Here is a 13,379-nt window from a genome sequence, read left to right as displayed (position 1 = left end):
ATTAAGTATTATTATTTGCATTCCGGACAGTTCTAACTTCTTTGTCAATCTCTTCCATTGTCATTTTTGAAAGTCCGTATTGATTCGCTAATTGAACACTTTTTTCCAAGGTTTGTTTTGTAATTTTCTTTCCGATAATTTCAATCAGTTCAGAAAAAGGTATAGTACTTTTACTTAATCCTAATTGACTATATTCAAAGTCTGAAAGTTGAACTGTAACAGATTTCATAATCCTATAATTTATTTAAATTTACAAATATTCCGTTATATTCTTTATACATCCTACAACAAATGCGGCACTTTCCTAAAACGACAACTTAAATCCGCATCTTCACGTTCGTCTGCAATTTCGTAAAGCTGATCCCAATTCGTATCTACTTTTTGGGTTAGTACCCGTTGGTACTCTTTTTCGACTTTCTTGACCACCACCTTCCAGGAATATTTCTCCATCACATCCGTATAAGCTCTTTCTAATAATCGATCCTGTAATTGATGATCTTTTAATAATTTCTCGATACAATCTGCCAGAGCCTTGTGATTTCCAGGTTGGCAAAGAAGTGCATTCACATTGTGTTCCAGGCAATCCTGGATACCTACTACCTCCGTAGCAACAATAGGAAGTTTGGTGGCCATAGCTTCCAGAATTGTATTGGAGAATCCTTCGGCATACGAGGGGGATACAAAAATATCCTGATCCTGGTATACTTTATTTACTTCGCTATATCCTACCCTACCTAAAAAGGAAACCTGATCGTTCATTTTTAATTTTTCAACCAACTCTCGGGAGGCATCCAAATCCGGTCCGATACCGGAAATAGTCAGATGAAAATCAATGTTTCGCTTTCGTAAAATATCACAGGCGTACACTAAGTCCAAGGCTCCTTTACGGCTATCAACTCGACCATGGTATAACAATTTATTTCGTTTACGATCCGGATCTTTTGCTACCGTAGTAAATCGATCCAAATCCACTGCCCCGGAAATAATGGTAAAACGGTCTATCGGAATGTCATGACGTTCGCTAACCTCTCTGGCGAAACTATCACACCCAATAATTAAACTCATCGCGTGTTGTAATACCGCATCAATCGCATGCTTATGGGTACTGCAACAGGTACCTACCCAATGCCCGTCACCCCCTTGAATCGAAACTACATTTGGGATATCTAATTGTTTGCTGATTTCTAGGGCTGCCAGGCCCGTTGGATACATATATTGGGCGTGTACTAGGTCAAAGGGTTCTTCTTGATGTAGTTTAAGCGCAGTATCGATCATTTCTTTCATATCCCGTTCAAAATCTGCCGGTTCGTCCTGCCCGGTAACTTCTTCGCCTAGCGAACGTAAGCCATAGGTTTTCATCCAGTTTTCTACCGGTGGAGGTCCGCCCCCGTAGATATAAACCCCCTCTTTATCTTCGCGGTACTGACTGATCATCACGACTTCGTGTCCCAGTTCCGCCAGGTGTTTTGTCAAATTTTGGGCATAAATACTCATTCCGGAAATAGCCGGAAAATACCTTCGGGATACAAAACATATTCTCATACCTCTATTTGTTTAGATGCTATTTCCATTAAAAACTGCATACTTTCAGTGATAGCCAAATGTGCACGATGACCTTCACGGGATAATTCTACACAAACCAGGTTTGGGTACTTCATTTCTTCTAATTTTTTTACAATTCCTACTACATCCATATCGCCTTGGTTTAAAGGAAGGTGTACGTGAATTCCTTTTTGCATTCCTTCAATACTAATGGTACCTGCGTTTGCTGCGTGTTCTTTAATAACTTCTATAGGTTCCATTTCTCCGGTCACCCAAACATGTCCGATATCCAAAGCTAATTTTATAGGGTATGGGATGTCTTTGATTAGCTGATGATAATCTGCAATGGTTTCTACTAACATTCCTGGTTCTGGTTCTACAGAAATTACTACACCTTGTTCTGATGCATACTTGGCTACTTCGGTAATTCCTTCTTTTAAGTAACTTAAGCCCTCTTCTTTACTAACATCATCAGATAAAACTCCTGCCCAAAAGGAAACGGTTTCACTTTCTAATATTTTTGCAATGTATACAGCCCTTTTTAAAAACCGAACCCGGTAAGCTCTTCCCTCTTGAGTTGGGTTGATCAGCGTTGGTTCATGTTTTTGTTTTGGGTTTAGTAGAAACCGTGCACCGGTTTCAATCACACTTCCTAATCCTAATTCGTCCAGGCGTCTCTTTAATTTTTGCGTTTGAATTTCCCAATTATCAGCAAACGGATCCAAATGATGCCAGTCTAGGGTTAAGGCAATACCGCTGTAGCCTGCTTCGGCAATTAAATCCAAAGCATCATAAAGCCGGTGATTGTTACATCCGTTAGTATTATATGCATAGCGTAACGCCATAGTTTAATTTTTTTAAATCTAATTTTTAATTAAAATCTTCATTTTCAATAGATTAAAAGTTTCAGTACCTAGAACATTTTATCATTTTCTTTGCTATGTATTCCTCTCACTCCGTTCGTCGGATACAAGAGAAATCGAAACAAAAGAAAAGACGCTTTTTTCAAGGTGTTTTTTGGCTTCACCAAAAACCAGATTCATTTTGCTAAATTTTTTCCAAGGCTTCAAAAATTTTTAACGCAAAATAAATCTTACACTTATGAAAAAAGATTTCAAAGCGCTGCTTTGGAACGTTCAACTGTTACTTTACACATCATTTTTACCAAACTCGTTTTAATTATCAAAATAATTAGTCTCCAATGCTAAAGGTGCAGCGTTTGCCGTAGGTTCGCGATACAAAGGATATAATGGATCAATGATTTCGTCTAGTTTATTTACTTCCAGGAAATACGGTTGCCCTAATGCAATTTGCTGTTCTTGCGATACTAGTATTTGTAACTTTCCTTCTCCCGGTGTATTACTAATCAATTCACTATTCTCTTCTAATAGTCGTTTGATACCCCGATATCCAATACGATGGTAACTCCCCAATTCCATTTCGATACCTGGAATTACTACTTTTGCCACTTTGATAGGGGCATCTTCAGAAGTACAAGGTAAATAGTACACTTCCAAATCTTCTTCTTTTAATTTAGAAATAACATATTCCAGTTTATCTTTTAAATTATCAAATTTAAAATCAGGTAAAGAAGAGGCTTTTACGGTTTCTTTTTGGCTATACACTGTATCTTGAAGTAATTCTTCAATATATTTTTTATCCGAAGAAATCCAGTTGGTCATTGCTTTTAAAGCCCGATTTTCTTCGCTGTCCAAATTAATTGCTTCCACATTACGTTCCCAGTACCCTTCTGGTACAATTTGCTTTTTACGCTGGTACGGACTATGGGCAAATAATTTTCGGGTATGTGAAGAAGCACATTCCAGAATGGCTTTTCGTAGGGCTACGTTATAACTTGGGTCTGCCGCTTCTCCGCAAGCCGCTGCACTTAAGGAAAAGTCTTCCTGAGAAGAATCTAGGCCTACGGCATATACACTTATGCAACCTGCAGTAATCCGGGCCAATTTTGGGATAACTTCTAATCCTTTGCTACGTAAATCTTGTAATAATTCTTTAACTTCTTCATCTACCTGATCCAGTTCAATCACTTTTCCTTTATCCAAAGCCCTAAAACTGTCTGCATTCCCATCCCGTTGTAGTAATTCCAATACTCCATGTAAAACGGCTCTTTCCCAGGTATCTCCTGCTCCGCAACCATTGGTAATCGATCGGATTAACTGATTGTCATAATACGTATCGCCGTTTCGATTACTTATAAATTCTACGGGAACCCACACACTTTTCTTTGTTGTCCAATGCTGGATTTGTGTCCATTGCAGAGGTAATTCAGGACTATAGGTAGAACCTGCTGACAAAACCAGGGTAAGCGGATCAATTATATTTTTCTCTCCAAATTCAGTAATCATTTCACGATATGAAGCTTCTTTTTTAGAAAGATTTTTTACGTTTTTGGTGTTGTAATATCCTTCATATAATTCTCCAAAGGCTCCGATTTCGGCTTCGACCGGAGTTTTACCGTAACCCACTCCGTTAAACATATCTTTCCCCTGATCGGTATATAGAGTGGTATCATAAATAGGAACCCCTAAATGGTCTATGCTATCGATCCTAAAGTTTTCCAGATAGCCTTCGGGTAAATGTTCTTTATATAGTTGTAGTGCTTTTTCTAACATATTTTTCTTTTAATGTGTGAATAGGTACGGGTTGGGTATGTGGCCCGATTTCAATCAAATGTTTAAATAATAAAACTGCGGTCTGTTGGTCGATCGGATGTCCCAGCTCAAAAGGGGTGATGACACTTTGAAAATCATACCGGCTAAAGATTTCGATGTATTTTTTTAGTTCTTCAAGGGTTAGTGGGATGCTATAATGAAAACCCTTATGACAACTTAAAGCTACTGGTTTCTCATTTTCGAATTCAATTTTTAAGGCATCCCCGATAAAAAATAACTGCTGATCTTTTACATACAGCGAAGTTTGCCCGTCATAATGTCCGCCTAACCGATCAAAAATAAAATTACCGTTCAGTTCCAAATGGTCATCCATAGGTTGGGTCACCTTGAAAGCTTTGGTATGTTGTAAATCATCTTTATGAATCATCAGCATAGGATCAAAAGCTTCCTGTAGTTGCCATAAGGCACCATATCCGTGCGGATGTGAGGCAGCCAGATATTTAATTCCGCCCAAAGATTGTGTAAATTGTAAGGACTCCTGATCATAAAACGGAGCAGCTTCGTAGGCAATATTTCCTTGCGGATGTAAGATCAGCCATCCGTGCGAACCTAAGCCCAATTGAGGTTCAGTCCAGAATTCGTAAAATTGGTCATTATGTTTTCTATGATAGGTTTTATAATTACCCTTAGCCTGATCAATATGAATATAACTAAAGGCTTCATTAGGTAAGGCGTTCCGTACGTCCATACAATTAGCACAATACAAAGGTTCCTGAGTATCAAACCATAAAATCCAACCTCCACAGTGGGTACATGCATAATGGGTTAAAGACATATATTCTCCTTTTTTAACGAATTCATGACCAGTTCAAATAACCTGACATCTTGTGCTACGGTTTTACATACTTCTTCTTTTTCTAAAATACAATCCCTAAAATGTTCAACCTGACGGGTAAAAGGAGATGCCTGCTGATCAAACTCAATTTGTGTTTGAGAACCATCTTCTGCATTGATATAATGTAAAGTGCCACCCGGATCCTGACCCATCGTATTTTCAGCTAATAAAATGCCTTGAGTGCCTATAAATTCCAGCCGTCTTCGCGGAAGTGATTCTTTACGGTTATAAGCAACTAGTGAGTTTCCGATCACGCCCCCGTCTGTTTGGAAATTCAACACTCCGCCATCATCTACTTCATAATCCTGAATCAAACTTTGGAACAATACCTGTATTTTTTCAATTTCCTGATTTAAGATATATTCAACCAAATCCATTCCGTGGGGAGCTAAGTCAATTATAGCGCCACCCCCAGCCTGGTTCATATCGATACGCCAGTTGTTAGCTGCCCATTCCTTATCTAACCAGCAAGCATAATCAATACGTACCTGGATAACTTGTCCTATTTTACCTTTTTGTATCAAATCCCTGATGGCAATATGTGCCGGATGGTAGCGTTGATCAAAAGCGGATAGATAGGTTATAGAAGCATTTGAAACGTTTTCTAATATTCGGTAAGCGTCTTCCAGGCTAGCCGCCAAAGGTTTTTCGCATAAAATAGCAAGTTGTCGTTGCGTACAGGCTGCAATCTGCCGGGCGTGTAGATTATTAGGGGTAGCAATATAAACAGCATCTAACTTTTCATCTTCCAACATTTGGTCTAAACTTCGGTATAGATTGACCCCTTCAGGAATTAAATCTTTAGGGGTATACGGATCACAAATAGCAACCAATTGCATACCGTCTACTTGCTGTAATGCCGGATAAAAATAATCCTGTGCCACCCAGCCGAAACCAATAATTGCTAATCGTACAGAAGTATTCATTATACTGTGGTTTCTATTAAAATTCGATTTTTATAATAATGTTGTTTATCTTGAAAAAGATCTACCGCCGTATCCAGTTTTGAAGCTGTATCCAGTAAGTAAGCGTAGTCTTTAACATATTCTTTTTTATAACTTTCAGAAGGCCATTCTACTTTAAAATCCGAAGAAGACAATAATGGGTTCACCCGTAGAGCTTCTGGCGGAGTTAGCGGAAAAATAGTTTCGTTTATCCTTCCTTCTATCCAGGATAAAGCTTTTGCGTTTTGCAAGACTTCCGGATGGTTACTTTCTTCAATTTTTAAATCCTGTAACCAGGCTTTAATTAGGGTTTGATCCGTAATCCAAATACTTTCTCTGGTTATCAAGGCTTTGTACTGTTCATAAGATAACGGAAAACCATTCGGGTACTCCAACTCTTTATCCGTATGGCAATGCCCTACCGCTACCGTTGTATACTGGGAAAAGCTTCGGATTTTTTGTAAAACCTGATTTTTATGTTCTAAAAAGTATAAAGCATCCTGACAGAGAGCAGAAACGGGTTGATCAATCGTAATTTCATAATTTTCATTGATATCCGTACAAATTAATATTCCTTTTAGCCCTAGATAGTTTCGCCCTAACCAAAGTTTAGAGAAAACTACATCCATTCCTACCGTCTGAACCTGGTTATTTTCAGCAATTTTTAAAAACTGCCCGATACCACAAGCAACCTCTACGTGTTTTTTATTTTTATCTAAAATATGTTGCATCAATGCCAAACCTGAAACAAAGGTCGGGCTACTCCACCGAGCGTTAAAATAATCAGCGACTGGTCCATAATTAAGGAACTGCATAGCATCTGCCAGTGAAGTTGGGGTTTCCTTTAAAAAACCACAAATCGTTTTTACATCTGGAGCCGTTTGTTTTGAAAAAGCATCTTGATCCCTTAGTAAAAGAGCAGTTGCCTCGGTTATTTTATCTTCTTTTAATAGTGCAACTGCCTGATCCCTGTATTTTGGTTGATCCCGGATGTATAAAATACGGTCAATATAAGGATACTCCACTTCTCCATCAGTAAATAGATTGGCGCTAACTTGCCAGAGCTCTTTTCCTGTTTTAGGGCTTTTAATATGGATTATCTGTTCCATAACTGCAAACTCCGGATAAAGCTATTTTGAAAATGTTGTATGGGTCCCGGATGAATTAATTCCAGGTCGTCCAACAGCTGTTTTTTATCAATCTTCGTAGCTTTAATTCGCCAATAAATATCTAAAACCCTATCCGAAACATCTGCTGCGGCACTTGCCTGTCCTTCTGGTAACGAAATATCTTCATGTTTATAAATGGCATCCAGGATTTTCAACTGAAATTCCATAGGAAACACAGCCAATGCTTTTCTACGGCTTTGATCCAGGATAAATTGTAAATGATCTCCTAACGCCATTTCTCCGGCATATCCCATGTCCGGTAAACTTGCGTTATGCAAATGATGGCTCATCGCAATTAAAAAGGATGTACCAAAATCAGCTTCATACGTAGGAGCTAATAAAACTGAATATACCGCTGTGACCAGGCAATGATCCGCATGCGACTCTGGTGGTAGCAATAGCATTCTACTGGAATTAGGGTTAGTTGCCCCTGCCCTGGGTTGTTTCACTAGCTGATATACAAAGGGCGCTTGCTCTTGAAACGCTTCGGTCTTTAATTTTTTAGTAAATCCGGTAATACTTCCTTCGGTAATTGAACCTAATTCATGATGTAAACTATCAATTAAAAGATTCGCCAGGTTTTTATTGATCTCATATTCTTTAATATACTGGTATAAGGCACCATATAGAATATTAGTTACCTTGTCTTTTTCTAGATCCAGTTCTTTAAAGAAACCTGATTCAAACCCGGGGAAGGTGATGGATAATAATGCCTTTGCAGTAATGATGCCTGCTACTTGTTCTATATTTTCTCCTTTGATGATCCTGTTCCAGCCCTCAATAAAAAGGTGCTCGGTAATAGAATAAGAATATCCTAAAGGCTGTTGTCGTTTTAAGTCCTGTAGTTGTATGAACAAGGAAGAAATTTTAAAATGATCTAAAACCTCTTCCTTAGCTACAACTGTTGATGTAGCATCTATATTCATAGCGCTTATACTAATACTTCGTTAGTTACATCTTCTTCTTTTTTTTGATCCACACTAATAGATTCCCTGGTTTGTAAATATTCTAACCAGGTAAGCAATTCTTGTTGTTGAATGTCAAATCTGTGTTCTATCTCTTCACCTTCGGGAGTTAATGGGGATTTAAAGAATACACCCAGTTCTTTTAAAATACCGCCTTCTTCTTTTCTTTGAGCAAGTTCGAGACATCTTGCGATTTCAATCACTAAAGGTGCGGCAAGAATGGAGTCTTTACATAAAAAGTTTACTTTGATCTGCATTTTATGATCTAAGAAACCGCTTACATCAATATTATCCCAGGCTTCTTTGTTGTCTCCTCTAGGCTTGTAGTAATGGATATGTACTACATGATTTTCTACCGGGTAATTTAAACAAGAATCCAGCACGGTTCCTTTGGTGTTCAGTTTGGATTGTAAGGATTTTGGTTTATCCAATGCTTTTCCATCACGGTTACCCAAAATATTGGTAGAGAACCAACCGTCTACTTTAAGCGCCCTTGCTCTTAACGAAGGTGCGATTACTGTTTTAATATAGGTTTGACCGGTTTTACCGTCCTTACCTCCTACTGGTACATTTTTAGTTTCTGCAAATTCAATTAATGCAGGAATATCTACCGCTACGCTAGGTGTAAAGTTAGCGTACGGATTTCCGTTTTTAATTGCTGCATAGGCATATAACATAGCCGGAGAGATTTCTTTACTATCCTCTTCCAGGGCGGTCTCAAAACTTTTTAAGGTCTGAAACGCAGGATTTTCCATATCAATAGCATGTTCCGTAGATGCCAGGTTGATAATTACAACCGGTGCACCTAATTCTGCTTCAAATGATTGAATGTCTTCAATGATACATTCTACCTGTTTTGATAAGGATCTGGAAGTGTCTTCATCTTCCAGGGCAACACCTTCACAAAACTCCTTGTTTGAAATGGCAGGCCATGGTTTGATCCCGGACAGTTCACTTTCTACTTCTTTTAATTGTTCTTTACTCAATACCCCATGATGACATGCTGCTTCATGCAGGTTCAAGTCATATAAATCCCAGCCTCTGAATACTATATTTTCATATTCGGCAAGGTCAAAATGATCAAATTCTGCCAGGGGTAAGCCTGCTTTAGAGTGAATCCCTTTTTTTAGTAATAAAGATCCTGCAATGGCAGTGGTTGCTACCGCACCTCCTAGTCCAATAATAGCTACACCCATTTTTTGAGGTGCTGTTTGTTCCTTCTTCTTCATATGGTTGAAATTAGAGTTTATAACATTTGTGAATGTCAAGGTACTGGATGCTTCACATTACACCGGAAACTATCCGGTACAATCTTAGCATTAATCGGATAACACTCACCATTTATCTAAAAAAGATCAAAATCTACCCCTTTTATAAGGGTTCAGGTACCTTTTTTAATTTATGTATATACTTTCTTTGATTTTTTCTAAAATTAAAAACAATAGATTTTATGGTAAAACCATCTTAATATTAGGAATTATTTATGAGAATAAAAAATACTAAATGACATATTTAGATGAAGTCCAAAACCAAATATCTTCCAAAGGAACGGAACTGGTTTATTCTCTTACATAGAAAACCTTTTTATTTATCTTATAAAATTAAAAGAATAGCTTATCTGTTTTTAAATTAAGGAACTATCCATCATCATTCGGGAATAAAGTACCTATGATAAAGAGTCATACGGTTGCACCTTTGTATCAACAAATAAAAATAGTAATAATTTAAAAACATAAATCATGTCAACATTTAATGTACCTAACAGATCAGAAGTAAATGAAACCAACCAACAAATATTTGACAACTTAGAAAAAGCTTTAGGTTTTGTTCCTAATTTATACGCTACTTATGCGCTTTCTAATAATGCCTTAAAAAATTACCTGGATTTTGCTAATGCACCAACTTCATTAAAAGCTAAAGAAAAAGAAGTGGTTAACCTTGCGGTAAGTCAAGTAAATGAATGTAACTACTGCCTGGCTGCTCATACCGCTATCGGAAAAATGAATGGTTTTGAAGAAGAACAAATTCTAGAGCTTAGATCAGGTAGCGCTTCTTTTGATAGTAAATTAGATGCCCTGGCTAAATTAGCTAAAAACGTTGCTGAAAATCGAGGAAAAGCTACTAGTGAAGTAGTTGAGAATTTCTTTGCAGCGGGATGGACAAAAGAAAATTTAATCGATACGATTGTACTAGTGGGAGATAAAACAATCTCTAACTATATCCATAATACTACGGATGTTCCTGTAGACTTCCCGGCAGCTCCTGCTTTAAGTGGAGAACCTGCTTAATAATTTTTCTTGTATATTATTTTAGTTCAATAAAGTCGAATCACTTTAACTGAAAGATTCGACTTTATTTTTTAAAAGTGGTTTATCAAACTGCCTATAATATTTGTAATAAATCACACTTTAGTCCGCTTCTTACTCTTTTTAAAAGCTGCAGGCGTACTTCCGGTTTGGGTTTTAAAAAACTTAGAAAAATGTCCGGCTTCTTTATACCCCAGGTCATAAGCAATTTCTTCGGTGGTTTTATCTGAAGCCAGTAACAGGCGCTTAGCTTCTAATGCAATACGTTCATTAATTATTTTTAGAGGTGACTTATCCCCCATCTTTCTAAATAGGTTCGAAAGAGTTTTGGGAGATTTAAATAAAAGTTGTGCATACTCAGAAACTTTATGTTTTGTCTTAAAATGTTGTTCTACCAGGATATTATATTGACGTACAATATCAATTTGACTATTGGAAATTTCCGGCTCCGGCAAGTTCGCCTTTATCAATCGGCTGGAAGTGATCAACAATCGTTTTAAAAGCACTCTTAACATTTCACCCTGAATCTGATCTTTAGTTTCAAATTCTTCTTTTAGAATGGTAAACATGTTTTTTATACTCTTTTGGTATTTTTCGGATAACTTCAATATCGGAGGTTCTGAAGATCCGTAAAATAAAAGCCCGTGACAGGAAACCTCGCGGTCATGATCTCGAATACAATAGAATTCACGGTTAAAAACAAGTGCTAACAACTTCGTGGTTTGAGGAACCTTAAGGAGGTTAGATGGCGTACAAAATAACAGTTCCTGTTGTTGTAATACTATCTGATATCCATCAATTTCTACGGTAACCGAATCTTCCTGACACCAGATAATTTTAAATAAATCCTTGTCTGCCAATATATTTTGAGAAGGTTCACAATTAAAATTAGTAAGTACCAGGTAACTGTCTTCTTTAATGCTTTTATATTCCAGTTTCATGATGATAGTAACCTATTTGAACATTTTATCAAATATACGACGTATACACTTATACCTCTCAACCTCCTATTTGTATCATACTTCGATTATTGCTATGGCTTTCCATATTGTCAAATTGTGCGATGGTTTCCATCCCGCTGCGAATTTTAAATTTAGTCTGCACCGCTTTTTGAATTACCGGTTGTATCGCTTTACCCTCTCGTAAAGCAGTCAAAATATCGGATTCTGAAGAAGAAAAAAGGCAGTTTTTTAACTGTCCGTTTGCGGTAAGCCGTAACCGATTACAGGAATCACAAAAGGGATTAGTTACGGAACTGATGATGGCAAAAGTCCCTTGAAATCCTTTTATCTGATAATTCTTTGCTGTATCATTAGGCGCATCGGTAAGACGTATCACTTCTTTTTTATCCCATTCTTTGTATACGTGATCCAGAATTTCCTGAAGGGACACCATCTTGTTTAAGTTCCACCGGTTTCCGTCAAAAGGCATAAATTCAATAAAACGAATATGTAAGGGCAGGTATTGACCCCATTTAATAAAATCAATAAGTTCGTCATCATTAACCCCCTTCATTAAGACGCAATTTATTTTAACGGTAAATCCTTCTTCTAGTAACAAATGAATATTTTCTTTTACCTTTTTAAAATCACTACGACGAGTAATGGTTTTATTTTTTGTTGATGAAAGGGAATCCAGGCTTACATTTAACGTTTTGATGTTGCTCTCTTTTAACACCTGAAGATATCGGTCTACTAATACCGCATTAGTGGTCATAGTTAATTCTACCGGAAGGCTTGCCAATTTTTTTATAATAACATCCGCATCTTTTCTTACCAAGGGTTCTCCTCCGGTTAACCTGATTTTGGTTACCCCGTTTGCTACGAATTCCTTAGCAATCGTATAAATCTCCTCATAGGTCATAATATTCTTCTTCGGAGATAAGGCAATCCCTTCTGCTGGCATACAATAGGTACACCTCAGGTTGCAACGCTCCGTAAGTGATATACGTAAATACGTGTGCTTCCGTCCGAAGGAATCCGTCAATATATTGGTAGTTTGACTCATAATTTTTTAATGTTGTGCTCCCCGAACAATTTTAAATATATGCAATGCCGCCGGAAAAATGGCATCCATAGATTCCGCAGCTCCCTTAGTAGATCCGGGTAATGCTAATACTAACATCTCTCCAATCATTCCGGCCACACTACGGGAGAGCATAGCGTAGGGCATACGATCTTGACCATAGGAACGTATCGCTTCTTCAATACCTGGTACAGGACGCTCCAGCAATGGGCGTAAAGCTTCGGGAGTAACGTCTCGGTGAGAAAGTCCGGTACCTCCGGTAAAAATTAGAAGGTTGCAATTTTCGCTTTTAGCATTTTCAACTTCTTCACGAATTAAGTCTGCTTCATCCGGAATAATTTTGTATTCTTTAATATGAACCTGATGTTGTTTTAGCTTTTTTACAATAGCTTTTCCGGAGGCATCTTCTTTTTTACCAGCACTAATACTATCCGAACATACAATGACATGTGCTTTGACTTCCTCGTTGAGATGAAGAGGATAACTGCTTTTACCACCCTGTTTTTTAACTAATTTGATATGTTCAATAACCACATTCTTATCAATCGGCTTTAACATGTCGTACATATTTAATGCTACGATACTAGCCCCGTGCATGGCTTCTACCTCTACCCCGGTTTTATAGATTGTTTTAATAGTTACTAATACCTTTATTTCTAAACCCTCTATTTCATAAGCTATCCCAGTATATTCAATAGGCAAGGGATGGCAGTCCGGTAAGAGTTCAGGCGTTTTTTTAACTCCTAGTAAACCTGCTGCTTTGCTCATGGCAAAAACATCGCCTTTAGGCACTTGATTATTTTTAATTGCCGTTATCGTATCTTGACTACCAACTTTTACAATTGCTTGTGCAGTTGCAATACGAAGTGTATTTTTTTTATAGGTGATATCAACCATGAA

At 37.5% G+C, this 13,379-nt stretch carries 13 protein-coding genes; 1 reads left to right on the top strand and 12 read right to left on the bottom strand.

Features of this window, described 5'->3' with window-relative positions; genetic code table 11:
* Position 1: 1 nt before the first annotated feature.
* From NBT05_RS09825 to NBT05_RS09785, 9 genes are all read right to left on the bottom strand, one after another.
* A complete protein-coding gene (locus tag NBT05_RS09825) occupies positions 2-229 on the bottom strand; it encodes a hypothetical protein (RefSeq protein ID WP_265769692.1) in 228 nt (75 codons plus the stop codon).
* 53 nt (positions 230-282) lie between these two features.
* Positions 283-1,542, bottom strand: a complete 1,260-nt coding sequence (locus tag NBT05_RS09820; protein ID WP_265769691.1) for a glycosyltransferase family 4 protein — start codon at positions 1,540-1,542, stop codon at positions 283-285.
* Positions 1,539-2,387, bottom strand: coding sequence for a sugar phosphate isomerase/epimerase family protein (locus NBT05_RS09815; RefSeq protein WP_265769690.1), 849 nt, complete (start codon positions 2,385-2,387; stop codon positions 1,539-1,541). Before NBT05_RS09815 ends, NBT05_RS09820 begins: the two co-directional genes overlap by 4 nt.
* Positions 2,388-2,717: 330 nt before the next feature.
* Positions 2,718-4,175 carry a YcaO-like family protein gene (locus tag NBT05_RS09810; protein WP_265769689.1) on the bottom strand — a complete coding sequence of 486 codons (1,458 nt, stop codon included), beginning with the start codon at positions 4,173-4,175 and terminating at the stop codon, positions 2,718-2,720.
* Positions 4,147-5,010, bottom strand: coding sequence for a hypothetical protein (locus NBT05_RS09805; protein ID WP_265769688.1), 864 nt, complete (start codon positions 5,008-5,010; stop codon positions 4,147-4,149). The genes NBT05_RS09810 and NBT05_RS09805 overlap by 29 nt, the downstream gene beginning before the upstream one ends.
* Positions 5,001-5,996 (bottom strand): Gfo/Idh/MocA family protein, encoded by a 996-nt coding sequence (locus NBT05_RS09800; protein ID WP_265769687.1) that lies wholly within the window; start codon positions 5,994-5,996, stop codon positions 5,001-5,003. The genes NBT05_RS09805 and NBT05_RS09800 overlap by 10 nt, the downstream gene beginning before the upstream one ends.
* Positions 5,996-7,123, bottom strand: a complete 1,128-nt coding sequence (locus NBT05_RS09795) for a hypothetical protein (protein WP_265769686.1) — start codon at positions 7,121-7,123, stop codon at positions 5,996-5,998. Before NBT05_RS09795 ends, NBT05_RS09800 begins: the two co-directional genes overlap by 1 nt.
* A complete protein-coding gene (locus NBT05_RS09790) occupies positions 7,111-8,109 on the bottom strand; it encodes a hypothetical protein (RefSeq protein ID WP_265769685.1) in 999 nt (332 codons plus the stop codon). The genes NBT05_RS09795 and NBT05_RS09790 overlap by 13 nt, the downstream gene beginning before the upstream one ends.
* Positions 8,110-8,114: 5 nt before the next feature.
* Entirely contained in the window at positions 8,115-9,377 is a 1,263-nt protein-coding gene (locus NBT05_RS09785; RefSeq protein ID WP_265769684.1) for an inositol-3-phosphate synthase, read from the bottom strand.
* A gap of 510 nt (positions 9,378-9,887) precedes the next feature.
* On the opposite strand from NBT05_RS09785, the gene NBT05_RS09780 reads away from it, so the two are divergent.
* Positions 9,888-10,436: a carboxymuconolactone decarboxylase family protein gene (locus tag NBT05_RS09780; protein WP_265769683.1), complete on the top strand. Its 549-nt coding sequence runs from the start codon at positions 9,888-9,890 to the stop codon at positions 10,434-10,436.
* A 113-nt stretch (positions 10,437-10,549) separates the two neighbouring features.
* On the opposite strand, the gene NBT05_RS09775 is transcribed toward NBT05_RS09780, so the two are convergent.
* Genes NBT05_RS09775 through moaCB form a run of 3 tightly spaced genes read right to left on the bottom strand, consistent with a single transcriptional unit; the run spans position 10,550 to position 13,376 of the window.
* The gene (locus NBT05_RS09775; RefSeq protein ID WP_265769682.1) at positions 10,550-11,395 is read right to left on the bottom strand and encodes a helix-turn-helix domain-containing protein; all 846 of its coding nucleotides are present in this window, start codon (positions 11,393-11,395) and stop codon (positions 10,550-10,552) included.
* Positions 11,396-11,453: 58 nt separating this feature from the next.
* The gene (gene moaA / locus NBT05_RS09770) at positions 11,454-12,461 is read right to left on the bottom strand and encodes a GTP 3',8-cyclase MoaA (protein WP_265769681.1); all 1,008 of its coding nucleotides are present in this window, start codon (positions 12,459-12,461) and stop codon (positions 11,454-11,456) included.
* Positions 12,462-12,467: 6 nt separating this feature from the next.
* Complete coding sequence (gene moaCB, locus NBT05_RS09765; RefSeq protein ID WP_265769680.1) at positions 12,468-13,376, bottom strand: bifunctional molybdenum cofactor biosynthesis protein MoaC/MoaB; 909 nt, start codon at positions 13,374-13,376, stop codon at positions 12,468-12,470.
* Positions 13,377-13,379: the final 3 nt, after the last annotated feature.

It is taken from the genome of Aquimarina sp. ERC-38 (assembly GCF_026222555.1).
GTDB lineage: Bacteria > Bacteroidota > Bacteroidia > Flavobacteriales > Flavobacteriaceae > Aquimarina.
This window is presented reverse-complemented; position numbering and strand designations above follow the sequence as displayed.

What these genes read in the sequence shown, in the direction of transcription:
- NBT05_RS09825 (WP_265769692.1), bottom strand. Translation starts at nt 229, where the DNA reads ATGAAATCTGTTACAGTTCAACTTTCAGACTTTGAATATAGTCAATTA.
- NBT05_RS09820 (WP_265769691.1), bottom strand. Translation starts at nt 1,542, where the DNA reads ATGAGAATATGTTTTGTATCCCGAAGGTATTTTCCGGCTATTTCCGGA.
- NBT05_RS09815 (WP_265769690.1), bottom strand. Translation starts at nt 2,387, where the DNA reads ATGGCGTTACGCTATGCATATAATACTAACGGATGTAACAATCACCGG.
- NBT05_RS09810 (WP_265769689.1), bottom strand. Translation starts at nt 4,175, where the DNA reads ATGTTAGAAAAAGCACTACAACTATATAAAGAACATTTACCCGAAGGC.
- NBT05_RS09805 (WP_265769688.1), bottom strand. Translation starts at nt 5,010, where the DNA reads ATGTCTTTAACCCATTATGCATGTACCCACTGTGGAGGTTGGATTTTA.
- NBT05_RS09800 (WP_265769687.1), bottom strand. Translation starts at nt 5,996, where the DNA reads ATGAATACTTCTGTACGATTAGCAATTATTGGTTTCGGCTGGGTGGCA.
- NBT05_RS09795 (WP_265769686.1), bottom strand. Translation starts at nt 7,123, where the DNA reads ATGGAACAGATAATCCATATTAAAAGCCCTAAAACAGGAAAAGAGCTC.
- NBT05_RS09790 (WP_265769685.1), bottom strand. Translation starts at nt 8,109, where the DNA reads ATGAATATAGATGCTACATCAACAGTTGTAGCTAAGGAAGAGGTTTTA.
- NBT05_RS09785 (WP_265769684.1), bottom strand. Translation starts at nt 9,377, where the DNA reads ATGAAGAAGAAGGAACAAACAGCACCTCAAAAAATGGGTGTAGCTATT.
- NBT05_RS09780 (WP_265769683.1), top strand. Translation starts at nt 9,888, where the DNA reads ATGTCAACATTTAATGTACCTAACAGATCAGAAGTAAATGAAACCAAC.
- NBT05_RS09775 (WP_265769682.1), bottom strand. Translation starts at nt 11,395, where the DNA reads ATGAAACTGGAATATAAAAGCATTAAAGAAGACAGTTACCTGGTACTT.
- moaA (WP_265769681.1), bottom strand. Translation starts at nt 12,461, where the DNA reads ATGAGTCAAACTACCAATATATTGACGGATTCCTTCGGACGGAAGCAC.
- moaCB (WP_265769680.1), bottom strand. Translation starts at nt 13,376, where the DNA reads ATGGTTGATATCACCTATAAAAAAAATACACTTCGTATTGCAACTGCA.